Genomic DNA, 22690 nt, shown 5'->3' with positions numbered 1-22690 from the left:
GGTGATGGGGTAACGCAACTCCTCGAGGGGACAACCTGAATCGAGCGTTGTGAAGGAGCTTGTGATGAAAACGCTTTAATTTTAAATTTGGAGATCCCATGGAGACCTGGAGAATTGGGAAACTGAATTGATTGCTCAACAAATCATTTCTAGGAGGTTTTCCATGTCTAAGATCGTCCTTAATCGATGTATTTCCTGCTTCTTGATTCTCTGTATCGTCTTATCAGCCTCGTTCACCGTTGGCATCGGACAAGCTTCAGCCGAGCAGCTGGCTACAGGCAATACCGTTCCGGAGCTGTTAATTACTGAACTTGTACCTGATTCTACAAATGTTGGAACTGCAGATGGATACGAATTTATTGAAGTGTATAACAATACCGATCAGGCCATCGATTTCAGCAATTACAAAATACGCTACCGTTATTTGGAGAGTGACACCCTCTGGGCGCACGTCCCTGATGAGGTGACCATTCCAGCCGGCGGTACGCTGGTGTTCTGGATTATTAACGGTCAGAACAATAAATCAACGATTGGCGATTTTAATAATAACTATGGCACCCAGCTGACTGAGAACACCGATGTGGTGAAAATATTCTCAGGTGGTATGTCCAATTCGCGCATGCGGGAGCTCATGGTAGTGACCAACACCGGGCGACCGATCGTGTCTGCATTCTATAATGACGGAGAAGTCCATAACGGTCCTGATCTGGGGATCTTCTATAAATATCCTGAGGACGGCAGCCTGAAGATGCAGCGGATCTCCCAACTGGAGCATCTGGCAACGCCGGGTTCATTACAGCATTCTGAGGTGCCGTCGGAGCCGGTACATATCGATATAACGAAGGAACCGACCGTGACGAACCGCACGACAGCCATGGACGTAGAGCCGGGAGATAATCTGGAGATAATTGCCGAGGCCCATGATGCGCGAATGGTCACTTCTGTGGCATTATCTTATCGTGTCGATGATCAAAATGATTACACGGTCGTTCAGCTCCAGGAAGGAAAGCAAGATTTCCGGCATACGATCTCTTATCTTGAACTGCTGGGACACCGTAAACTGGAGTATTTCTTCACGGTGTCCAATACGTTTAAAGAAGTGGAGAGCCCCAAGTATGAGGTCGATCTGACAGGGAATGGAGCAAGCGCCAGATTGAACCTGGATCATCAACAAACGGTAACCGGCACAACGTACATTCGGGGCGCCGCAAATGGTGCGGAATCCAACGACCTGGAGCTTTTTATAGATGGACAGAGGGTTCAAGGTGTGCCTGTCATGGAGCACTCAGCCTACTTTGTATTTGAAGCGGATGGTATCGATGATGGGATCAACACGGTAACCATCGGCAAGGACGTTCTCTACAAGACCGAGGCTAATATAGATGGCTATCGAACGATCGCTGTCCCGATTGAACCCCAGTGGCTGACAAGCGGCATTAACGAAATAACGCTTCGGGCAGGCGACAATGAGCGAACCTACTTCGAGGATAACAAGCCTGCTGGGAACATGGATGACTTCAATGCCCGAAATGTACGACTTCTGTTAGGAGACGGAACGGAGATACGGGATCCGCGATACAGCGACCCTGCGCTGATTCATGATCTGGGTGATGACGGACGGTTTCTGCCGCTGGTTGAATTTTATTTTGACATTCCGGCGGATAAGGTAAAAGCTTTGTCGTATGCGTGGGATACCTCACAAGTCACGGACGGGCAGCATACGGTCCAACTGAACATAAAGGGCCAGTCTGGAGTATCTGCCACCGTTCAGTCCGATAATCATGGGCCGGAAATCAATGTGAGTGTAGAAGAGGGAAAGTCTTATAAGGGGAGCATCCCGATCGAAGTATCCGCTATGGATAACGTATCCGGCGTGGATCGTATGGAGGTCACACTGGACGGTCGATTAATCGAGGTGCCATACGCGACTTCATCATCGGAGCTTGCACCTGGTGATCATAAGCTGGAGATTCGCGCAGTGGATAAGATCGGCAACAGTTCGGAACGCTCCGTTACGTTTAACACTGCTCAGGAGCATCCGAATGTACCGGTCTTGGTGTCACCAGCGGATAAGGAGACAGGAACAGGGCTTTCGCCAGAGCTGAAGGTTCAAGTCAGTGATCCATCGAATGACGAGCTTGAGGTTTCCTTCCATCAGGCGCATACGTATCACTCGTTAAGCGGTGATCGAGTGAAGTTGTCCAAGAACGCTTCGGATGAAGAACCGCCCAAGGTCAAGCTTCCGGCTGGCGAAACCGTATTGACAGAAGAGGAATTGAAACTCATCTCCGAGTCCAACGATCAATATGTTACCGTGGATTCTACATCCCAGTTCCCTTACATCCGCTTCGAGGTTGACCTGGAGCAAGCCGCCGAACCAGGCGACGTCGTCGAAGTGGGCTGGGAAGGACATACCGTTTCTGGTCGCAAGGTCACGATGTACGCGTGGAATTACAATACAAGCAAGTGGACGGAAATCACGAAACATATCGCCCAGTCCGAAGATGATTTTACGCTTCGTGGAGAATTGGCCGCAGCTGACTACGTGCGGAGCAACCAGGTGGATGTCATCGTACAGGATGAAATTCCCACCCGAGGTGATTATGACTATACCTTTGTCTGGGTATCGGATACCCAGTTCTTGACAGAGCTGTACCCGCACATTCAACAGAAACAATTCGACTGGATCGTCGATTCCATGGATGATATGAATATTAAATATTTGTTCCATACCGGTGACATCGTAAATGATCCGACGGCGCAATATCAGTGGGAACGAGCCGACAGATATATGAACATGCTGGAGAATGCAAACTTGCCTCATGGCGTGCTTGCCGGTAATCATGACGTGGGTAGTTATGATTGGGATTACACGACCTACAGTCAATATTTTGGAGAGGACCGCTATAAGAATCAGCCTTACTACGGTGGCTCCTACAAGGATAATCGCGGTCATTACGACCTCATCTCCGCCGAAGGCAACGACTACATCATGATGTATATGGGATGGGGAGTCGAAGACGAGGACATAAAGTGGATGAATGAGGTTCTGGCTGAGTACCCGGACCGAATCGCGTTTCTGAATTTCCATGATTACATGCTTGCCAATGGAACGCGTTCCGGTGTAGGAAACAAGTTATACAAAGAAGTGGTCGTCCCGAACCCGAATGTAGTTGCTGTTCTGAGCGGGCATTACACGGGAGCCAGTCTGCTCAAGAATGAGCTGGATGATGACGGTGACGGTACGCCGGACAGAACCGTCTATCAGATGCTTGCGGACTACCAGGGACATGCCGATGGTGGCAGCGGCTATCTGCGCTTGCTGCATTTTGATAAGGAAAGCAATCAAATTTACGTGAATACGTATTCTCCATACCTGGATAAGTACAATTATTATACAAATCCAGGAGTGGACGAGTTTACGATGAATCTGGATCTTGAGCCGAAGCTGAAAAGGGTGGCAACGGATTCGATTCAAGTGAATCATCTGAAAGGAGCGGCTTTGGGTGCACCGCAGAAAGTTGCCAGCGGTGCAGAGGTGACGCAGCCATGGACGGGGCTTCAATCGAACGGGACGACGTATTCCTGGTATGTTCTTGCACAGGATGAATTCGGCGGGAGAACCGTATCGGATGTTTGGTCATTCACAACCGAAGGCGGGGAGCTTCCTGCTCCGACGAATCTGAAGGCACTGCGAGTGACATCCTCCTCGGTTCAGTTGGGCTGGGATTCTGTGAACCATCCGGACCAGCAGGTCGCGGGCTACAATATCTATCAGAATGGTCAGCAGACAGCGACTGTAACGGAGAGTGTGTATGAAGCGACAGGGCTGATGGCAGACACGGTATACGAATTCCAGGTAACTACCCTGGATGAACAAGGGAACGAATCGGATCGAAGCGACAGGTTAACGATTACAACGAATGCTGAGGTCATTTCGGGTGCGCCTGTATGGTCATCCGGAGAGTTGAAGGTTACGGACATTACGCCAATAAGTGTAACCTTGGGCTGGCCGGAGGCGAATGCACCTGATGGCGTGGATGGCTATCGCGTCTATCAGAATGGTCGGAGTGAACCGGTGGTTACCGTGACGAACGACGTGTATTCACATACCGTCTCCAGCCTGGAGCCGGATACGTTGTATCACTTTACGGTAAAAGCCTATAATGCGGCTGGAGAGAGCCATGGACTTCATCAATCGGTTACAACTCCGGCGGCAGCTGTAGATAAAAGAGAGCTGAAAAGGTGGATCGCTTTGGCACAGCAAAGGCTCGATGAAACCCAAGAAGGCTCATCGCCGGGCCAGTACCCGGCAGCCGCACGATTCGCTTTACGGACTGCCATTGCGAGTGCCAGTGTCGTAGCGGAACAGGATCAAGCCACAGCCAAGGATGTAGAGGATGCAGTGATAGTATTGCAGGCTGCAATCCGTGCCTATAACGTTTCGGTTATTCCTTCATCGGAGAATCCTCCATCTTCAGGTTCAGATTCTTCCGGAGGCATCGTACGGTCAGGCAACACAAACCTGAAAGGCCTTGAAGTGATCATTGGCGGCAAGGCGGTAGAACTATCTCCTGCGTTCAACCAGAATACAACGGAGTATCGGCTTGAAACGGAAGCCGAATCGGTACAGCTCCGTGTTGGCGCTGCGCACAGCGGAGCCAAGGTGCTTCTGGGTGATGAAGCCGTGAAGCCGGATCAGCTGATCGCCTTAACGGAAGGGGATAACATTCTGAGGTTGGTAGTTCAAGCCGAGAATGGCGCGACAAAGGTCTATCAGTTGAACATTCATCGTAAAGCTAAAGAGACAGAAGCAACGAAGCCCGATCCCAAGCCGGCAGGGTTAACGGACATCGGTGAACACTGGGCCGCGTCAGCCATTGAACAAGCCGTTCAGCTTGAGATTGTTGGAGGTTACCCGGACCAGACCTTCAGACCGGACCGTCAGGTAACCCGTGCTGAATTTATGGTGATGCTGGCAAAAGCCATGGAGGGCCACGGGAATTCCGCGACGCTGAACTTCAAAGATAGTTCCCTCATCGGACCTTGGGCGCTTGAAGCCGTTCAATGGGCCGTATCCGAAGGTATCGTGAAGGGATACGAAGATCGTTCATTCCGTCCGAATCAAACCGTTAACCGTGCAGAGATGGCGGTCATACTTGTGAGATACCTGGGACTGAGCTTGGGGGATGCGGAATCTTCCTTCCGAGATCATAGCAACATTCCTGCCTGGGCAGAGAAGGAGATATCCGCTGCTGTTGATGCCGGTATCGTGAATGGCCGCTCGGGTAACCGATTTGCTCCACTTGAATCCGCGACTCGCGCGGAAGCGGTTATGATGATTCTTCGCATGCTCGAGAAAGTGGAGAAATAACGAGTTATTCAATGAACAAGAGGCTTTCGCCCAAGCATATTCATGGGTGAAGGCCTCTTTTACATGAGGAGATTCATCGATATTCATTCCACTATCGAAGCCGATAAAGCGATAGGAGAATCGTAACCTGCAAGAGTGGACGCTTGAACAAACGTGCGCTCTTGCAGGTTATTTTTTTATCCAATGATTAAACGCTCTGTCCCTTTACCTTCAATAAGTAGGCCAGCCCTGGGCGTCCCAGTTCAGGTCATTGATGAGCAGCTTCGGCGTACCGTTGTCCGTTGCGTCATAAGCATGTCTAATGATGATGTTGTTATACACATCTTGGTGTCCGGGCCCCTTCCAGACGGCATTGCCGCTGTCCATGATCGTGCCGCCGCCGTTCATCATGCTGGTTCCGTTCTTGTCTACGTAAGGGCCCGTGATATTGGCAGAACGGCCATAAGCGATTTTATAAGTGCTGTTCACGCCCTGACAGCAGGAATCAAAGGAGGCAAACAGATAATAGTAACCGTTTCGGTAGATGATCGTTGGCGCTTCTACGGCACCGCCGTTGTTAGGACGTGAGGCAATGGAATAAAGCGTGCCTGTCGGTTTCATCGTGCTTGCATCCACGCGTGTCAGCTTCAGTCCGCTCCAGAACGAACCGTAGGCGAGCCAAGGGTTACCGTCCTTGTCAATCGTCAGGGTGGGATCGATTGCATTATAGTTGTTAGATGATGTCGTCCGTGTAACCAGACCGTCGTCGCGCCAATTGCCTGAGGTGATGCTGGTTGTCGAAGTCAAGCCGATGGCGGATGTGTTGGACCCGAAGGACGAGATCGAATAATAGAGCCAGTAACGACCGTTGAAATATTCAATATCGGGTGCCCAGAGATCATTCGTGCTCTGATTCGGTACATAGGTCTTCCACCAGGAAAGCGGAGAGGAAAATACCTGATTGGCCCTGGTCCAGTTCGTGCCGTTGCTGGATTTCAGCAGCTGAATGCCCTGTCCTGTTGAGAAGGTGTACCATGTATTCCCTTCCTTGATGATCGTTGGATCGTGAACGACAATATCACCGCTAAGGTTCCAGAAAGCGCCGAATGCCGACTGTGCGCCCGTGACGCACAACCCAATGGCAAGCACAAGCGAAGTAAGCCATTTTCTCTTCTTGTTCATTCGTTATATCCTTCCTTTCAATCTGAATTAGAGAGAACGAATCCGTGAAACACTTCTAGAATAAATCACCTCCGATTTGTTTGAAATTTATTTCATGTTAGTATAAATCGATTTATGTTATTATAAATTATAAAAGCGCTTCCAGTATAAGTAAAGTACAAATTCTATGACAAGATCGACCCGCCTGTTCAACTGAATATTGGCTGTGGAATACAGAAGATTCAGGTCTAGTCTTCTATATACAAACAAAGCCCCGCGAACCTCGCAGGGCTTTGTTTCGTGTTTGTATTCCAATCGTAATCAGACCCAGCGTCCGCCGCGGAATACTGGCTCAACCGTGCCGTCCGCCAGCTCGCCATCAATGTCGAGCTCAGCAGACCCGATCATGAAATCGACATGCGTCAAGCTGACATTGGCTCCACGAGCCAGCAGTTCCTCCTTGCTCAGCTTGGTACCGCCCTCTATATTGACCGGATAGGCGCTGCCAAGTGCAAAGTGACAGGAGGCATTCTCATCAATCCCGGTGTTATAGAACACCCGATTCAGTTGAGAGATCGGCGAGTCATGCGGAACGAGCGCCATTTCCCCGAGATAGGATGCACCCTCGTCCGTGTCGAGCAGTGTTGTGAGATGCTCCCGTCCGGATTCGGCTTCATACTCGACTACCTTGCCGTCCTTGAAGGTAAGCTTGATGCCTTCAACCAATCGGCCATTCAGATTGAGTGGAAGCGTACTGGTTACGGTACCGTTCACGCCTGTACGGTGCGGCATCGTATAGATCTCTTCTGTTGGCATATTGGCAACAAAATATACGCCGACTTCGTTCTCATCGCCGCCGCCGAGCCATAGATATCTCTCCGGCATATCAACACGCAAATCGGTTCCCGGTGCGCGGTAGTGAAAGCTCTTGTAGCGCTTTGCGTTCATGTGATTTTGTCGCAGCTTCAGTTGAGCTATATGATCGCGCCAGGCTGCTACCGGATCGTCGTTTCCGACACGGGTCATCTGGAATACGGCCTCCCACATGGCTGGAACCCGCTCTTCTTCAGGGAGGTCTGCAAACACTTTATTAGCCCATGCACGCGTAGGCGCCTTAATGAGCGACCAGCTGATTTTGTTGTTGCGCACATAATCCTGGTATTTCTCGCTGGCTACAGCGGCAGCTTTTACAGCCGTAGATACTTTGGCTGAGTCAATTCCACGGAACAGCTCAGGATCCGGTACCTTAATGCGCAGAATGGCACCTCCGCCTTCGGCAAGCTGCTGCATGGCATCTGCCTGCCACTGTGGATAATACCCGAAGGAATCGTCAGGTGCCTTCTCATAACGAATTCGGGTGATTTTCTCGTCTTCCCAATCGACTTGCACATATTTGGCGCCCGCATCATATGCCTTGGCTACGATGTGGCGGGTCAAATCTACGGTTTCAATGGGCGCATTGACGATTAGAACTTGACCTGGCTGAACGTTTACGCCCACTTTAATGACCAGCTCCGCGTATTTCTCCAGATTTTTCTCGAAATTGTCCATATGTAGATGTCCTCCATTTCAGATGTACACTTTATTCTATCACGTTAACAGTAGACACTAAACAAATGGATGATGGCGATATCGGCAATTGCCTCTTTTTCTTGTCCAGAGTAAGGGAGATTTGTCTCCGAAGCAGATGTTTCAATTCATGCAGTGAGCAATCTGACTGTCCACATTGTTTAACTTTGCCTCGTAGAAGGAGAGCATTTCCTCGCAGTATTCGTAAGCATCGGGCGAAGCCACCTCACCGCGGAGTAATACCCGTATTTGATCTGTGGTCAGACCGAGCTTCAAGTACAATGGAATCATCTTGACCCGTTCGATCGCGGATGCGCGTTAAAATCGCGGTAATCATTGTCCAGTCTGTCGGCTTCCAGCAGTCTTTTTTGCTCATAGTGCCGGATGGAGCGCATGGACATGACTGTGTTGTGATAATTCGCTGATCTTCATTCCATGTGTATCTCCCTACTTAAATTAGATAACCAGATTATCGCTACGAGCTGCCTGTGCTTTAAGGATGGGGGTTCTCTGAACAATTTATATAAATAGAATTCCCGTGCAAAAGTGTGACAATCAGCTGTCATACATTCTGGATTACACTGACTTTAGTAAATAAGGAAACGTACTGAGAAGGAGTGTTTGAGAAACGTGAAAACGAATCAAGTTAACAAACTGCCCATCGTGCTTGCCGGGCTGCTGCTCGCCATCCTGATGGCTTCCATGGACAATACGATTGTAGCGACGGCCATGGGAAATATCGTGGGAGAGCTCGGCGGACTCGATCATTTCGTATGGGTGACCTCCGCTTATATGGTCGCTGAACTGGCAGGAATGCCGATCTTCGGAAAGCTGTCCGATATGTATGGGCGCAAAAAGTTTTTTGTATTCGGGATGATTGTATTTATGCTGGGCTCCGTGCTGTGCGGAACGGCAAGCTCCATTACGGAACTGGCGCTGTATCGTGCGGTGCAAGGAATCGGCGGCGGGGCACTCATTCCGATTGCATTCGCCATTATGTTTGATACGGTTCCGCTTGAGAAGCGCGGCAAGCTTACAGGTTTGTTCGGAGCTGTGTTCGGGTTATCGAGTATATTTGGCCCGCTGGCAGGGGCATACATTACGGATCACATCACCTGGCAGTGGGTGTTCTATATCAATTTGCCCATTGGAATCGTGGCTTTCATGATGGTCACGCTGTTCTACAAGGAGTCGCATGAGCGTTCCAAACAACCAATTGATTGGATGGGAGCAACCACTCTCCTGACAGGCGTTATTTGCTTCATGTTTGCACTGGAGCTTGGCGGCAAGCAATTGGCATGGGATTCCTGGATTTTGATTTCCTTGCTCGCTGCTGCTGCCGTTATGCTGGTTGTTTTTGTTCTAGCCGAGAGAAGGGCAAAGGAGCCAATCATATCATTCAGCCTGTTTAAGAATAAACTCTATACGTCCAGTGTGTTATGCGGTTTATTCAGTGGCGGATCGTTTATCGTGGCTTCCGTATATATACCGATCTTTATCCAAGGCGTACTTGGGGGAAGCGCAACCAACTCGGGTCTCGTTCTGCTGCCGATGATGCTGGGCTCCGTCATAACAGCTACGGTGAGCGGTTTTCTGATGAGCAGAATATCTTATCGAAACATCATGATTCCAACACTGGTCCTGTTCACGGGGGGCATGGTGCTCGCCTCGACGCTGACGGCGGAATCAAGCCGGCTGATCGTCACCTTATACATGGTGCTAATTGGGCTTGGCATCGGGGGCTCGTTCTCTGTGCTGGGAACCGCTGTGATGCATGGCTTGTCTTATAAACAGCGCGGCATGGCCACCTCGACCTTCAATTTCACGCGGTCGCTCGGTATGACGATTGGGATAACGGTGTTTGGGTTGATACAGAGCCGCTCTTTTGCGGGTTCCTTAACATCGGGCGGAGCGAACAACGGTCACCTTCCTGAGGGATTTAATCTGCAGGATCCCCACGCGCTGTTGGCACCGGAGACTCGTGCGCTGATTCCGGCGGAGCTGTTAAAACCGATATCGGACTCACTGGCATCCTCCATAGCTGCAACGTTCGCCTGGGCTATTGCTCCTGCCGCGTTAGCGCTTCTTGCCGCAACGTTTATGGGACGCAAGAAGATGGATGAATCCGCAGAGGTGAAGGAGGCTGTCGTTGATTCGGCAGAGGAAGTCGAAGAATCCCAGGATCGGGAGAAGCTGGTCTTGGTTCCATAACAAGATAGCTTCGCCGTAGTTCATCATATGATAAGAGCTGCCTGCCGGTGTTCAGCCGATCAGGCAGCTCTGTTGCTATTAGCTCTTAATGGCGCCTGCCGCAATATCTGAAATGAATTGCTTGCTGATAAACAGGAACATGACGATCAGCGGAATGACGGCGAGAAGGGTGCCGGCAATAACCATCGAGTAGTCGGTGGTGTAGATTCCGTTCAATGAGGAGAGTGCAACCTGTAAAGTGAATTTACTCTCATCGTTCAGAATGATGAGTGGCCAGAGATAATCATTCCACACGCCGATAAACGTGAAGGCGGCCAGGAATGAAAGAGCAGGCCGCAGAATAGGCAGCGATATATTCCAGTACAGGCGGAAGAATCCGCAGCCATCGATTTTACCGGCATCCAGCAGCTCCGATGGAACCGACTCCTGCGCATACTGTCTGATCCAGAAGATCCCGAAAGCGTTTACCATTCCCGGAATAATCAAAGCTTTGTAAGAGCCCACCCATCCAAACTCGGCCATGATAACAAACGATGGCACCAGAGATAGCTGGGCCGGGGCCATCATGGTGGCGAGAAGCAGGACGAACAGCCATTTTTTGCCCGGAAATTGGAATTTAGCAAACGTAAAACCAGCCAGGGAATCAAAGAACAACACCAGAAGTGTGCACGCAGCAGCTACGAACAGGGTGTTCCAGAAGGCCCCGAAAAAGTCGATGCTGCTGAGTACCCTGGACACGTTATCTAACAAGTGGGGACCGAACCATAATTTAGGAGGAAAGCTGTAAATATCCGAAGTGGTGCGTGTCGCCATAACAAGCAGCCAGTAGAAGGGAAAGATTGACAAGAGCAGTCCGGCGATTAATCCGAGATGCAGCAGAATGGATTTCCATTTGAACATACGATTCACCCCCATTATCAGTCATTGGAAGGATTGCCCTGCACCATTTTCCAGTTCACGATGGAAAAGAGGGCAATGAGCACGAACATACCCCAGCCGACAGCAGCGCCATATCCGAAATAGTTATTGACGAAGGCTTCACGGTATAAATACAGAACGATTGTCAAACCGCCGCCGCTTACGCCGCCGTCATTCCCGACAAGCACTTGTGGTTCGGTAAAAATCTGCATGCCGCCGATCGTTGATGTAATAACCGTAAAGAGAATGATCGGTCTTAAATTCGGAATGGTGATTTTGAAAAAGGATTGTATGCCTGAAGCTCCGTCGATCTTGGCTGCCTCGTACAGAACCGTGGGAATGCTCTGCAATCCGGCGAGATAAATAATGGCGTTATACCCCGCCCATCTCCAGATGACCATCACCGAAATGGCAAGCTGGATGCCCCATGTTTTGTTCAGCCACTCCACGGAGTTCAGGCCGAACAGAGACAGTATATAGTTGAGCAGACCGTAGTTGTTGGAGAATACCGTGCCGAATACAATGGCAACAGCGACGAGAGACGTGACGTTCGGCAGGAAATACCCGATCCGGAAAAATGTGCGGAACCGCACAAACGATGCATTGAGAAGGAAAGCAACAACTAACGCAATAAATAGCATCGGTATCGTGGAGTAGATCCAGATGAGCAGCGTGTTGCCCACAGCTCTCCAGAATTCAGGATCGGTTAACATGAATTGATAGTTATTGAGGCCGTTAAAGGTCATCTCACCGATGCCATCCCACTTTTGAAAGGACAGAAACATGGAGAAGGCGATCGGGAACAATCCGAAAATGGCAAACAAGATGTAAAAAGGGGAGATCGCCAGATATTCCTTGCGATGTTTCCATATTTGAGCAGATAACCGGTCCTGTGACTTTGATTTCTTCGGAACAGGTTTGTGTTCCACGGGTGTATGATTCAGCAGTGGATTATCCATCGTACTGTAACCTCCTGTAGCGGTTGGTATTTAAGTACTCATAGCAATCGAGGGTTGCAATGGGTTGAACACCGGCACGAAGATTCAGCGCAGCAATTCTTTTTTGACCCTTGCCAGCGCATCCTTCCATGCTTTATCGGGATTTTTGCCCTCAAGTGCAACGGAAGAAAGCTCTCGATTGACAATGCCGTTTAAATTTGCGTATTTCCCGCCGAAGTAAGCAGGTTTGACGTTGCGCGCAGATTCCGAGAATACTTCACCTGTGGCCTGATTTCCGAAAAATTCTTCGGTTTCCTTCATCACAGGGGCGTCCAGTGCTTCCGTGGCGGAAGGAAAGAGATTGATTTTCTTGAAGGATTGAACCTGATTCTCCGGATTCTGAATATACTTCATGACATCAAACGCCTCTTGCGGATATTTACTGGTCTTCATGATGGCCAGGAAGGAACCGCCATTGTTGCCGTCTCCACCCGGTGCGCGTGCTACCTTCCATTTGCCGCTTGTATCCGGTGCTGCCTGCATTAGAATCTCCTTCATCCATACCGCACCGACAAAGGAAGCGATTCGTCCATTGTTCATGGCGGCATTCCATTCAGAGGAGGAGGTGGTGGTATTGGCACTCAGTTTCATCTGTGATGCTGTAACTGCTGTATCCCAAGCCGTCTTCATCGAGGACTCAGGTGACTCACCGATAAATGACCCATCCTCGGCAAAATATATATGGTCAGACTGGGCATTAATCTGAGTGTAGATGTTGGTGATGTTGTCGAGCATTTTTACTTTATTGTCAAAATGCTCTTGCAGTTTCAGCCCTGCCTCGAAATATTGATCCCAGGTGTTTATCTGTGCATACACATCATCAGGTTCGGACGGCAGACCGGCTTCCTCGAACAAATCCGCCCGATAATAGAGGGCAGTTGGCCCCGTATCGATCGGAAGCGCTATCATGGAACCTTCCGGGGTAACGCCAAGCTTCCATTTCCAATCGAGGAAATCGGGCTCGATTTCCTTGGCACCAAGCTCATACAGATCATAGAAGCGATCCGAGCTGGTAAACAGCTCTGCCACCCAGTCGTTAAAAGCAACGATGTCCGGTCCTCCGGAACCGGCAGCCAGCGTTGTTTTGAGCTTGGATTTGAAATCGCCTCCGATTTTTTGGGCATTGATACGGATACCCGGAAACTTTTGCTCGACGGATTTGATCAGCTCGTCGTCCAGGCTTCGGTTCCAATACCAGAGTGTAAGCGTTTTCGTTTTTTCGCTTGAAGTTGTTCCCGCGCAACCGCTGATTAACAAGATAAGAATAAGTAACCCTAAGCTAACCATCCTGCGTGTGTTCACTATCGTCAGCCTCCTAACGTGGTGAAATCAGTCATGCTTAAATCTTATTCAGTTACCAAGCTCGCGTGAGTAAAAATATATGATTAAGATAATAAACAATAGACTAAAAATTGAAACATTCCATATAAAGGAATAATTGCATAGCGCATGGAGACAATATCAAAGATTGACCAAAAATATGGAGTAGGAAGTGAAGGACAAGATGACAACGGCAAGAGATATTATGAGCTCGAATGTAAAAGTATGCACGCCTCAGGATTCTGTATCCACAGCAGCCCAAATTATGCGAGACATCAACTGTGGTTCTGTGCCCGTCTGTGAAGGAAAGAATGTTGTGGGGATGATTACGGACCGGGATATCGTCATTAAATCGGTGGCTGATTCCAAGGATATCAACACCGTGACGTGTCAGCACTGTATGACAACGAATGTTGTGAGTGCCTCTCCGGATACGGATGTGCACGAGCTGTCCCGAACGATGGCAGAACATCAGATCCGCCGGATTCCCATCGTGGACCAAGGGGAATTGGTGGGTATGGTTGCTATTGGCGATTTGGCAAAAGTGAATATCTTTGTAAATGAAGCAGGCGATGCACTCAGCCAAATTTCAGAGCAGACGCATTAAGCCTTGTTAAATCAACGTCATCTCGGAATATAGCAGCCCACGGGCTGCTTTTTTTTGTGGCGAATACAGCGAGCTGCCCTCTAATGTATAATGGCCTCCTTTCCAATGTGCGGATTTGTAATTCTTAGAATAACAATTTACACCTGCAGCGGTAACCCCGAGAAGATTGGAAGACGATGCATGGAATAGATATTCCCCCTTTCTTTGACTTTCTTGTATAATGGCTTCAAACCATTCTCATTATAAAATGATAGGGTATGGAAAAGGAGCGTTTTTGATGATCAACAGCTACGATGAGCTTCGGGTGCACGATTTGACCGGAAACCTGAGAGATGATGTGTATCGCTTTCTGCAGGAGCATCATTGTCCAAAAACGGCGGAGCATGTGCTGAAGGTGGGGGATGAAGCCCGCAGAATTGCCGTTCTTTATGACGCAGATCCGGTCGCTGCTGAATATGCCGGGTATCTGCATGATATCAGCGCCATTTTCCCGAACCATGTCCGCATTCAGGTATCCCGCGAGATCGGGCTGGATGTATTGCCTGAAGAACAGCAATTTCCCATGATCATTCATCAGAAAATTTCGTCTTACATGGCCAGGGATCTGTTTGGAATGACCGATCCTGAAATATGGAGTGCAGTCGGCTGTCATACTACCTTGAAAGCTAAGGCTTCACTGCTAGACAAGGTGCTGTTTGTCGCTGATAAGATTGAATGGGATCAGACGGGGAGTCCTCCGTACTTAAGGGATATAACCGAGCAATTACATATTTCGCTTGATCATGCAGCATTTCAATATATTCAGCACTTATGGAATCAGCGTGAATCGCTTGCGGTAGTCCATCCGTGGCTGCAAGACGCATATTATGATTTAAGGGATGCTATTCGTTTAAAGTAATCGGAAATAAATGAAGTTTGGAGGCGGGTTCATGACGCAGATTGCATTGATCTCCGACATTCATGGCAACATTCCTGCACTGGAGGCCGTTCTGGTGGATATACAGCAGCGTAGAGTAGATGCCATCTATTGCTTGGGTGACTTGATTGGTAAAGGCCCGGACGGAGATACCGCAGTTGATATGGTAAGAACCCATTGCCAGCAGGTGATCAAGGGCAACTGGGATGATTTTATTGGCAAGGAAACCGATGATCCGGCCCTGCAATGGCAGCAGCATAAACTTGGAACAGAGAGGCTACAGTATCTTTCCAGTCTGCCTTATACTATCGAGTTCATGATGAGCGGCAAATGGATCCGATTATTTCATGCGTCTCCCCGCAGTGTGTATGAGCGGATACAGCCGTGGCACGAACAGGAGAAGCGGACCACCCTGTTTCACAGCTCCGCGTTATGTGGGAGCGCTAGAATAGCAGATGTCGCCGGTTACGGGGATATCCACAATGCGTTCCACCAGCATCTGGAAGGCAGAACGCTGTTTAATACCGGCAGCGTAGGCAATCCCCTTGAAATGCCGGAAGCCTCGTATGTTATTCTGGATGGAAGCTATGAGAGTGGTATCCCGGCACCCTTGAACATTCAATTTATCCGTGTTCCCTACAATATTGAGCAGGCCGTGCAGGATGCCATTCAATCGGGAATGCCCTCTCCTGAAGATTATATTCTTGAGATTCGAACAGGTCGATATCAAGTCAAGCGGTTATGAATAAGAGGGAATTGATTGCTGTTTGAAGAAGTCTACGATAGAAATCCATACGAATAGATTCCAAGGGGATGGAAAATGAAGAAGACGCAGCTGGTACTGGATGTTGCTGGGGTATTAATCACCAATTTCTCACCCGCATTCTGGCATGATACGACCCGTGCGAATGGAATTACGTTTGGCGAATTGAAGTTGTTGTTTGCAACCGAGATACGTAAACCGTTATGGACAGGTCAAATGAGTGAAGAAGCTTTCTGGAATTGGCTAGCTGGGTATTGTCCTGTAGAACCGAAGGAATTGAAGACGATATTATTTAATAATCTGCACACAATGCCGGCATTTGATCTAGTCCCTGAGTGGTCTGTGCAAACCGATATTCATCTCCTCAGCAATCACAGGTCAGAATGGCTCCAGATGCTGCTTGATCCCATTAGGCCTTATCTTGCCAGCGTGACGATTTCTAGCGATGAGGGATGCTGCAAGCCGGATCTTCCGATCTATCATATCGTTGCATCCAAACTGGATGAAGGCAAATCCACTATCTATGTTGATGACCAGGCAAAAAATTTGAGGCCTGCTGAGGAGTTGTCCTGGAGCACGGTTCTGGCAGATCCGGAAGGTCAATGGATCAAGCTTGTCCAAAAAAAGCTTCAGGAAATGGATACATACATCATTTGATCGATAACGATGGGCGAATATAAAAAAAAGACCTCACACGACCATTGGATCGCCCGTGAGGTCTTCGACATGTATTATTGTTGGTTCTCGGAGTTGTTCTCAGCGTGTGGCTGCTGCTGTTCAAACACTTCTGCAGCTTCTTCAGCAGAAAACTCGGTGTCGAATTCACCTGGAACCGGCATTTTGTTCAATTTCGTGGTTTGCACTTCGGCTTTTGTTGGTTGGTTACCGTTATGGTTGGTTTCGCTCATCTTGGCACCTCCTTTATCGAGAATGACTTCTGTATTCTGCCAACAATGTCCTAATTTTATACAGAAAACAGCATCTTTTCCTGGCGTTTAGCTGCGTTACGTGCTTTTTTATAACCAGCTGCGATTTTATTTATTTCATGTTCAAAGGATGCTCGTTTCTCTGCTATCATAGGAGTAATCATTCGATTCATTTATCTGTATCAGGCAGTATATTCGGAACGGAGAATGTCATGATGAGCAGGTCCTATTCGTTCTTCCCTTTGGGAGATTCGGCAGTCCTTATCCAATTCGAAAGCTGGGTGAGCGAGAACATACATCGGGAGGTCACAGCTGCGGCGAGATGTATCGAAGAGAATCCGTTCCCGGGATTCGTCGAGTGCATTCCATCGTTTACCAGTGTTGCGATTTACTATGAATTCCATAGAATTAACAAACCTGACGAGTTTGATACCGTATATGCGTATATCTGCTCGATGCTGGAGCAAAGGATGGTGGCTGACGAAGCAGAGAAGGCAAGTGCGGTGCCTGACGTTGTTGAAATTCCGGTTTGCTATGGGGGTAAACACGGTCCGGATCTGGAGCTTGTGGCTGATAAGAATCGGCTCACACCCGAGGAGGTTATCCGGATTCATTCCGGCCAGGATTATCTGATCTATGCGATCGGATTTGCGCCAGGCTTCCCCTATGTCGGAGGAATACCGGACACTATCGCAACGCCGCGCAAAAAGACACCCCGGCTGCGAATTCCGCCTGGATCTGTGGGCATTGCAGGCAATCAAACCGGGATATACCCGATCGAGACGCCCGGTGGATGGCAGCTGATCGGCAGGACACCGCTTGCGTTGTTTCGTCCGGGAGCACAGCCGCCAAGCTTGTTGAAGGCTGGACAATATATCCGGTTTAGGCCCATTGAAACAGAGGAATATGAACGGATAAGGGAAGTGAGCTTATGGGTTTGACGGTAATTAAGCCGGGACTGCTCGTTACGCTTCAGGATGCCGGAAGATACGGTTATGGAAGATACGGCATCAGCGCGGGAGGAGTCATGGATGGCTTCGCCTATCGGGTCGCCAATGTACTCGTTGGTAATGAGGATGGAGCCGCAGTTCTTGAGATTACATGGTCTGGATTTGCGGTAGAATTCCAAAGCGATATGTGGGTTGCAATTACTGGCGGAGATATGTCGCCAGCGATCCAGGATACGAGGGTGCCTATGTGGCGTCCCGTATACATCAAAGCGGGCAGTGTCCTGAGCTTTCAACAGCGATTATCCGGCTGCCGCGCCTATTTGGCCGTTTCTGGCGGGTTCGAGGTTCCCATGGTAATGGACAGCTACAGTACATATTTGCGAGCCGAAATTGGCGGCTATGAGGGAAGACCGCTGCAGAAGGGGGATGTGCTGAATGCCCATCCCTCGCGTCTACCTCGGGTCTCATCAGGGTTTCCTTATGATGAGGCAGGCACCTTTTTCACTGTAAAATGGTCCGTCTCTGCGGACTTGTATTCAATCAACGATCAAGAGACTGTAGTGCGTGTGCTGAGAGGTCGCCAGTATGATGATTTTGACAGCAGCAGCAAGCTGGCTTTGTTCCGGGATTCCTTCCGCATAACTCCGCAATCGGACCGCATGGGCTACCGGTTGTCCGGTCCGCTGCTGCGGTTAAGTCAAGAGAAGGAGTATATATCCGAACCGGTATCCATAGGCACGGTACAGGTGCCTGCGGATGGTCAGCCGATTGTCCTGATGGCGGATCGCCAAACGCTTGGAGGCTATCCAAAGATCGCCCAGGTTGCTTCTGTGGATGTTCCGTTAATTGCCCAGCTGCCGCCTGGCGGCATGATCCGCTTTAAGGAAATTACCTTAGCAGAAGCAGAACGGCTCTATACGGATTACATTCGTGAGCTTCGGATGACGGAAGCTATGATTAAGCTTAAATTAAAGGAGCGTGCTAACATTGGTTCGAGTGGATCTGAACTGCGATATGGGAGAGAGCTTCGGCGCTTACCGAATTGGCAATGATTCCGAGCTGCTTGGCAGCATTACTTCGGTTAATATCGCCTGCGGATTTCATGCAGGCGATCCATCCGTGATGCGGGCAACGGTGCGTCAGGCCATCGCGGGCGGTATCGCGATCGGAGCGCATCCAGGCTTGCCTGATCTGGTCGGCTTCGGAAGAAGGAGAATGGAGATTTCTCCTGCCGAAGCCTATGATATGGTGACCTACCAGGTTGGAGCGCTGATGGCTTTTACGATACAGGAGGGCGGTCAACTGAAGCATGTGAAGCCTCACGGCGCTCTCTATAATATGGCAGCGGCCTCAAGACCTCTTGCTGATGCGATAGCATCCGCCATCCACCGGATTGATTCGTCTCTTATCCTGTACGGATTGGCAGGCAGCGAGCTGGTCGCGGCAGGGGCTGCTGCCGGACTTCGCACGGCAAGTGAAGTATTTGCAGATCGGACCTATCAGGATGATGGCACGCTCACGCCGAGAAATTGGCCGGAAGCCATAATTACCGATGCGGAAGCTTCAGTCTCACATGTGATTCGGATGGTCAAAGATAAAGAGGTTATAAGCCAGACGGGCAAGGTTATCCCGATCTCCGCAGATACGATCTGCATTCACGGAGACGGCGCACATGCATCCCTGTTCGCGAGGACTTTGCGATCACGGCTTGAAGCCGAGGGTATAAGCGTGCAATCCATATGATATACTCCAATCAACTTGTTGGGAATATGATCAAGCAAGCATACATAAATCAAGCACAGGAGAGATGAGATATGATAAAAATATTAATTTCTGGCTTTGAACCATTTGGCGGCAGCTCCATCAATCCGACAGAAAGACTGGTTGAGGAAATCAGGCATGATTCCTTCCAGGGCGCTGAGATAAGAACGATTCTTCTCCCGGTACATTACGATGAATGTGCAGAAATTCTGCTGCAAGAGATGAGGGCGTACGGACCTGATGCCGTAATCGCCTGCGGTGTAGCCGGTGGCCGGACCGCCATTACGCCTGAACGAATTGCCGTTAACATTAAAGACATCCCGCCCGAATCCACGATTTCGGATAATCGGGGAGCGAGGCCGCAGGACGAGCTCATCGATCCTGACGGACCAGACGGATTGTTCTCGTCACTTCCGATTCGATTGATGGTCAACCGGCTGAAGGAAGCGGGGATCCCTGCCTCGGTGTCCAATACCGCGGGAACGTATATATGCAATAACACAATGTACGCCATTCTGAACGAGATACGGATTCAGCAGCTAACTGCGATTGGCGGGTTTGTGCATTTTCCGGCTTCAACGGAGATGGCGGTGGAGAAGCCGGGTTTGCCGACGTTGTCACATGAAACCATGCTGGACGCCCTGAGGGTTATTGTACAATCGACGATTGATGAATACGGTAATCAGTTTTCACGAACCAGCTAACCAGCTAAACTGACAAACAGCGACTCAGCTGAAAAATCCCGCAAATCCAAACCATGCAATGTTCTCATGGTCGGGTTTGCGGGATTTTTTGTCCAGTTTAATCGAGCTCATCCTCGATAACAGGGATGCATGGGGAGAGGAAGGGATCATGCTGCTCCTGTAATCGGCCGCGTGCCAGCACCGACACCCGAAACTCGTTATCAAAGCCCTCTGTATTCTCATCATCCCGGGTATACAGAAGACCGTACGATCCGGGAGCGATCTCACCGATTAATTGGTACAGCGATACAACCTCGTCTGCTTCGACGCCCTTGCGGTTGGTAAAACCTCCGACATGAAGGTAATATGAACCGTTTGCTGCATTTAAGGACAGCAGGCCGCTGCCCCAAGCAAACTCGGTAATCTTAAGCTGTATTTTCTGAATGATTGCATCCAGCTGCCCAGCATCTATTTCGGCAGGATTGTCCTGGATGGTAGCCCAGCCGTGAAATTCATACATGAATGATCACTCCTTGTCGTTATAATGGATCGGTATCAATGTGGACCTCTATTCCATATCTTTGGCTGTATTCATGTAATTTGTCAATAACCGATTGGGCAGGCTCTCCTTCAAAATGATAATATACTTTTCTGCCAGTCTGCTCGGCAGCTTCAAAGGTGGCCTTCATTTGGTCACGCACCTTTTTGTTGACCTGCTGCAGCGCGGGCTTTGTCTGGGCAATGTATTCATCGCTGATGGCATCGAATTCGCGGCCGATCGGATCGCTATCAAATTTCATTCTGGATTCGCCGCCAAGTCGCTCGGCAAGCGCATCTGCGGCTGCATCCGGCTTGTTAACCTTCTGCAGCCCACCGGAATATCGCGGCACATCTTGTGGAGTGTTGCCAGCTTCGTCCGGTTTTTCATCATCGGGTTTGTTTGGTTCCGGTTTCTTCTCAGGCGGGCGCTCGTGGTCAGGGGGGTGATCACGACTTCCTCCAGATGGGGCATCCGGTTCTTGGCGCGGCTTCGACCCGACTTTCTCGGCGAGGTTATCCAGCCACTTTCTCGCACGGGGACCCAGCTTCCTGGACAGCCAAGACAAACCTTTACCGAACGGTATTCGGCTGAGAACAACGGCTAATACGGCAGCTGCAGCATTTTGAGGGGATAACAGCTTCTTCGGATCGCGGATGTATCCGGCAATTTCATGTCCTCCACCTGCAATACCTGCACCGGTCATGGCGATGCCAAGGGCCGGCCAGAAGCTGACAAACAGTATGGAAAGGGCGAAGGCGCCCAGTATAATAGCCGCTTGCTCCCAGCCGTTGAGCCCATCCCACCAATTCTGAAGCGAGTCAAACAGGCATGCAAAACACGAGGACTCACTTGCGAGAGCTGGAATGCCCATATTGGAGAAGATCCCCGCAGCAACAATAATGAGTCCGATTGCTCCCAGTACGGCAGCGTATCTCCGTACATTTTCCTGAACCTGATCCCTTTGGCCAGCTGCTTCATCGTTACCATACAGCAGCGAGAATCCGAGTTCCCGTCGATCACGATAGAATCCGATCAGATAGCCAAGACGTTTCCGGTCTGTAAAAAGAGCCGTCGTCATCTGCCAAAGCTCCGTAAAAGGATTGATGAGGGTTTCACCCTTCAGGACAGGCAGCCGCTCGCGAATTCGGTGCAAATCCAAATAGTCGATGAACAATCCCGCTGCCAGCAGGAGCAGGAAGAAGCCCTCGGTTCGGTAACCCTCCCCGGTCCAATCATGAAAGGCAAGAAGCCAGTCAGGCAGCCGATTTTGACCGTTCCAGGCTGCATGATTCAGGATTGTCCAGAGTAGCAGCAGCACAGGAAAAACATAGACCCAGCGCGTCAGTTGTTTGGAGTACCGGATAGCGATTCCGATGCCAAGCGCAGTCATGGCGCTTTGTACAGGATGTGTAACATTCATCATGGTAGGAAGAAAGCTTTCCTCGAAGTATCCGGGGAATAGATCGAAGAACTCCCAATGAAGTGTTTTTCCACCGAGCCAAGTGACGCCATAATTGTTCTGGACCAGGCGTCTTGATAACTCCTCCATGAATTGAAACCCAATACCCGGGGCAGCGCCCAAAAGTACGTAATCACTCAGGCTAAGGGAGGTGGCTTTTCTTGAGAAGCACAGGAACAATGCCAGCGGCATCAGCTTGTAAACTTCTTCAATGACAGGTGTCATTATGGCGAAGGACCATGTGTCGGTTGTCCGTCCTCCAAAAATCAAATGAAGACCCTGCATGGTCCAATTGGTCAAAGGAATGACCAGAAGAACACCTGAAAGAACAAACAAGCTGACCTGTTTCCAGGCCAACGTTTTACTCCGGCATAACAGCCAAAACTGCACCAGCACATAGAATGACCACAAATATTGGACAAGCATGGTACGAGACTCTTCGATCAGAATCAGGCTTATAACGAGCACTAGCAGGGAAAGCCAGGTAAATAAGTGATATACCTTTGCTATCATAGGGTATTTTCTTATCCATTCCCGCCACGCACCCATAACAC

Annotated in this window: 20 protein-coding genes; 10 read left to right on the top strand and 10 right to left on the bottom strand. The window is 49.6% G+C overall.

Translation table 11 applies throughout. The features are described from left to right. The first annotated feature begins 163 nt into the window (after window positions 1-163). A complete protein-coding gene (locus tag PGL02S_RS01765) occupies window positions 164-5374 on the top strand; it encodes an S-layer homology domain-containing protein (RefSeq protein ID WP_036637181.1) in 5211 nt (1736 codons plus the stop codon). Window positions 5375-5584: 210 nt separating this feature from the next. Here the strand turns inward: PGL02S_RS01765 and PGL02S_RS01760 are convergent, their stop codons facing one another. The 3 genes from PGL02S_RS01760 to PGL02S_RS29080 form a co-directional block, all read right to left on the bottom strand. Continuing rightward, a complete protein-coding gene (locus PGL02S_RS01760; RefSeq protein WP_006210947.1) occupies window positions 5585-6535 on the bottom strand; it encodes a glycoside hydrolase family 43 protein in 951 nt (316 codons plus the stop codon). A gap of 300 nt (window positions 6536-6835) precedes the next feature. Then, window positions 6836-8065: an aminopeptidase gene (locus tag PGL02S_RS01755; protein ID WP_006210946.1), complete on the bottom strand. Its 1230-nt coding sequence runs from the start codon at window positions 8063-8065 to the stop codon at window positions 6836-6838. A 141-nt stretch (window positions 8066-8206) separates the two neighbouring features. Next, on the bottom strand, window positions 8207-8374 hold the full coding sequence (locus PGL02S_RS29080; protein WP_006210945.1) for a hypothetical protein: 168 nt from the start codon (window positions 8372-8374) through the stop codon (window positions 8207-8209). 339 nt (window positions 8375-8713) lie between these two features. Here PGL02S_RS29080 and PGL02S_RS01745 point away from each other — a divergent pair, with 339 nt between their 5' ends. Continuing rightward, entirely contained in the window at window positions 8714-10294 is a 1581-nt protein-coding gene (locus PGL02S_RS01745) for an MDR family MFS transporter (protein WP_036637183.1), read from the top strand. A 78-nt stretch (window positions 10295-10372) separates the two neighbouring features. Here PGL02S_RS01745 and PGL02S_RS01740 read toward each other — a convergent pair whose 3' ends face one another. From PGL02S_RS01740 to PGL02S_RS01730, 3 genes are all read right to left on the bottom strand, one after another. Beyond that, window positions 10373-11194: a carbohydrate ABC transporter permease gene (locus tag PGL02S_RS01740; RefSeq protein ID WP_006210943.1), complete on the bottom strand. Its 822-nt coding sequence runs from the start codon at window positions 11192-11194 to the stop codon at window positions 10373-10375. 17 nt (window positions 11195-11211) lie between these two features. Beyond that, on the bottom strand, window positions 11212-12171 hold the full coding sequence (locus PGL02S_RS01735) for a carbohydrate ABC transporter permease (RefSeq protein WP_036637185.1): 960 nt from the start codon (window positions 12169-12171) through the stop codon (window positions 11212-11214). A gap of 84 nt (window positions 12172-12255) precedes the next feature. Then, on the bottom strand, window positions 12256-13512 hold the full coding sequence (locus PGL02S_RS01730; RefSeq protein WP_036637188.1) for an extracellular solute-binding protein: 1257 nt from the start codon (window positions 13510-13512) through the stop codon (window positions 12256-12258). Between the two features lie 202 nt (window positions 13513-13714). Between PGL02S_RS01730 and PGL02S_RS01725 the strand changes: the two genes are divergently transcribed. The 4 genes from PGL02S_RS01725 (at window position 13715) to PGL02S_RS01710 (ending at window position 16473) form a co-directional block, all read left to right on the top strand. Then, window positions 13715-14137, top strand: a complete 423-nt coding sequence (locus PGL02S_RS01725) for a CBS domain-containing protein (protein ID WP_006210941.1) — start codon at window positions 13715-13717, stop codon at window positions 14135-14137. A gap of 277 nt (window positions 14138-14414) precedes the next feature. Next, the gene (gene yqeK, locus PGL02S_RS01720; RefSeq protein ID WP_086936523.1) at window positions 14415-15035 is read left to right on the top strand and encodes a bis(5'-nucleosyl)-tetraphosphatase (symmetrical) YqeK; all 621 of its coding nucleotides are present in this window, start codon (window positions 14415-14417) and stop codon (window positions 15033-15035) included. Window positions 15036-15066: 31 nt separating this feature from the next. Further along, window positions 15067-15798: a metallophosphoesterase family protein gene (locus PGL02S_RS01715; RefSeq protein WP_036637190.1), complete on the top strand. Its 732-nt coding sequence runs from the start codon at window positions 15067-15069 to the stop codon at window positions 15796-15798. A 75-nt stretch (window positions 15799-15873) separates the two neighbouring features. Next, window positions 15874-16473: an HAD family hydrolase gene (locus PGL02S_RS01710; protein WP_036637192.1), complete on the top strand. Its 600-nt coding sequence runs from the start codon at window positions 15874-15876 to the stop codon at window positions 16471-16473. A 74-nt stretch (window positions 16474-16547) separates the two neighbouring features. On the opposite strand, the gene PGL02S_RS28020 is transcribed toward PGL02S_RS01710, so the two are convergent. Both PGL02S_RS28020 and PGL02S_RS28630 read right to left on the bottom strand, forming a co-directional pair. Continuing rightward, window positions 16548-16724 (bottom strand): hypothetical protein, encoded by a 177-nt coding sequence (locus PGL02S_RS28020; protein WP_006210936.1) that lies wholly within the window; start codon window positions 16722-16724, stop codon window positions 16548-16550. A gap of 56 nt (window positions 16725-16780) precedes the next feature. Beyond that, on the bottom strand, window positions 16781-16915 hold the full coding sequence (locus PGL02S_RS28630; protein WP_255308605.1) for a hypothetical protein: 135 nt from the start codon (window positions 16913-16915) through the stop codon (window positions 16781-16783). A gap of 42 nt (window positions 16916-16957) precedes the next feature. Here PGL02S_RS28630 and pxpB point away from each other — a divergent pair, with 42 nt between their 5' ends. From pxpB to PGL02S_RS01690, 4 genes are all read left to right on the top strand, one after another. Then, on the top strand, window positions 16958-17683 hold the full coding sequence (pxpB, locus tag PGL02S_RS01705) for a 5-oxoprolinase subunit PxpB (RefSeq protein WP_006210935.1): 726 nt from the start codon (window positions 16958-16960) through the stop codon (window positions 17681-17683). Next, window positions 17674-18744, top strand: a complete 1071-nt coding sequence (locus PGL02S_RS01700) for a 5-oxoprolinase subunit C family protein (protein WP_036637194.1) — start codon at window positions 17674-17676, stop codon at window positions 18742-18744. Before pxpB ends, PGL02S_RS01700 begins: the two co-directional genes overlap by 10 nt. Continuing rightward, entirely contained in the window at window positions 18680-19435 is a 756-nt protein-coding gene (locus PGL02S_RS01695) for a LamB/YcsF family protein (protein WP_036637196.1), read from the top strand. The genes PGL02S_RS01700 and PGL02S_RS01695 overlap by 65 nt, the downstream gene beginning before the upstream one ends. Before the next feature lie 71 nt (window positions 19436-19506). Beyond that, on the top strand, window positions 19507-20157 hold the full coding sequence (locus PGL02S_RS01690; protein WP_036637198.1) for a pyroglutamyl-peptidase I: 651 nt from the start codon (window positions 19507-19509) through the stop codon (window positions 20155-20157). A 97-nt stretch (window positions 20158-20254) separates the two neighbouring features. On the opposite strand, the gene PGL02S_RS01685 is transcribed toward PGL02S_RS01690, so the two are convergent. Together PGL02S_RS01685 and PGL02S_RS01680 are read right to left on the bottom strand one after the other, a co-directional pair. Then, window positions 20255-20656, bottom strand: a complete 402-nt coding sequence (locus PGL02S_RS01685) for an immunity 7 family protein (protein ID WP_036637200.1) — start codon at window positions 20654-20656, stop codon at window positions 20255-20257. Window positions 20657-20675: 19 nt separating this feature from the next. Next, window positions 20676-22649 (bottom strand): restriction endonuclease fold toxin, encoded by a 1974-nt coding sequence (locus tag PGL02S_RS01680; RefSeq protein ID WP_235187294.1) that lies wholly within the window; start codon window positions 22647-22649, stop codon window positions 20676-20678. Window positions 22650-22690: the final 41 nt, after the last annotated feature.

The sequence above is a fragment of the Paenibacillus glucanolyticus NBRC 15330 genome, from assembly GCF_004000885.1.
GTDB lineage: Bacteria > Bacillota > Bacilli > Paenibacillales > Paenibacillaceae > Paenibacillus_AQ > Paenibacillus_AQ glucanolyticus.
The sequence above is the reverse complement of the archived record's forward strand: the minus strand, read 5'-3'. Positions and strand labels throughout refer to the sequence as shown.

Excerpts from the sequence above, each read along its gene's own strand:
- pxpB (WP_006210935.1), top strand. The coding sequence starts at position 16,958 with ATGAGCAGGTCCTATTCGTTCTTCCCTTTGGGAGATTCGGCAGTCCTT.
- PGL02S_RS01685 (WP_036637200.1), bottom strand. The coding sequence starts at position 20,656 with ATGTATGAATTTCACGGCTGGGCTACCATCCAGGACAATCCTGCCGAA.
- PGL02S_RS01700 (WP_036637194.1), top strand. The coding sequence starts at position 17,674 with ATGGGTTTGACGGTAATTAAGCCGGGACTGCTCGTTACGCTTCAGGAT.
- PGL02S_RS01765 (WP_036637181.1), top strand. The coding sequence starts at position 164 with ATGTCTAAGATCGTCCTTAATCGATGTATTTCCTGCTTCTTGATTCTC.
- PGL02S_RS01690 (WP_036637198.1), top strand. The coding sequence starts at position 19,507 with ATGATAAAAATATTAATTTCTGGCTTTGAACCATTTGGCGGCAGCTCC.
- PGL02S_RS01710 (WP_036637192.1), top strand. The coding sequence starts at position 15,874 with ATGAAGAAGACGCAGCTGGTACTGGATGTTGCTGGGGTATTAATCACC.
- PGL02S_RS01755 (WP_006210946.1), bottom strand. The coding sequence starts at position 8,065 with ATGGACAATTTCGAGAAAAATCTGGAGAAATACGCGGAGCTGGTCATT.
- yqeK (WP_086936523.1), top strand. The coding sequence starts at position 14,415 with ATGATCAACAGCTACGATGAGCTTCGGGTGCACGATTTGACCGGAAAC.
- PGL02S_RS01735 (WP_036637185.1), bottom strand. The coding sequence starts at position 12,171 with ATGGATAATCCACTGCTGAATCATACACCCGTGGAACACAAACCTGTT.
- PGL02S_RS01740 (WP_006210943.1), bottom strand. The coding sequence starts at position 11,194 with ATGTTCAAATGGAAATCCATTCTGCTGCATCTCGGATTAATCGCCGGA.
- PGL02S_RS28020 (WP_006210936.1), bottom strand. The coding sequence starts at position 16,724 with ATGAGCGAAACCAACCATAACGGTAACCAACCAACAAAAGCCGAAGTG.
- PGL02S_RS01760 (WP_006210947.1), bottom strand. The coding sequence starts at position 6,535 with ATGAACAAGAAGAGAAAATGGCTTACTTCGCTTGTGCTTGCCATTGGG.
- PGL02S_RS01725 (WP_006210941.1), top strand. The coding sequence starts at position 13,715 with ATGACAACGGCAAGAGATATTATGAGCTCGAATGTAAAAGTATGCACG.
- PGL02S_RS29080 (WP_006210945.1), bottom strand. The coding sequence starts at position 8,374 with ATGATTCCATTGTACTTGAAGCTCGGTCTGACCACAGATCAAATACGG.
- PGL02S_RS01680 (WP_235187294.1), bottom strand. The coding sequence starts at position 22,649 with ATGATAGCAAAGGTATATCACTTATTTACCTGGCTTTCCCTGCTAGTG.
- PGL02S_RS01715 (WP_036637190.1), top strand. The coding sequence starts at position 15,067 with ATGACGCAGATTGCATTGATCTCCGACATTCATGGCAACATTCCTGCA.
- PGL02S_RS28630 (WP_255308605.1), bottom strand. The coding sequence starts at position 16,915 with ATGAATCGAATGATTACTCCTATGATAGCAGAGAAACGAGCATCCTTT.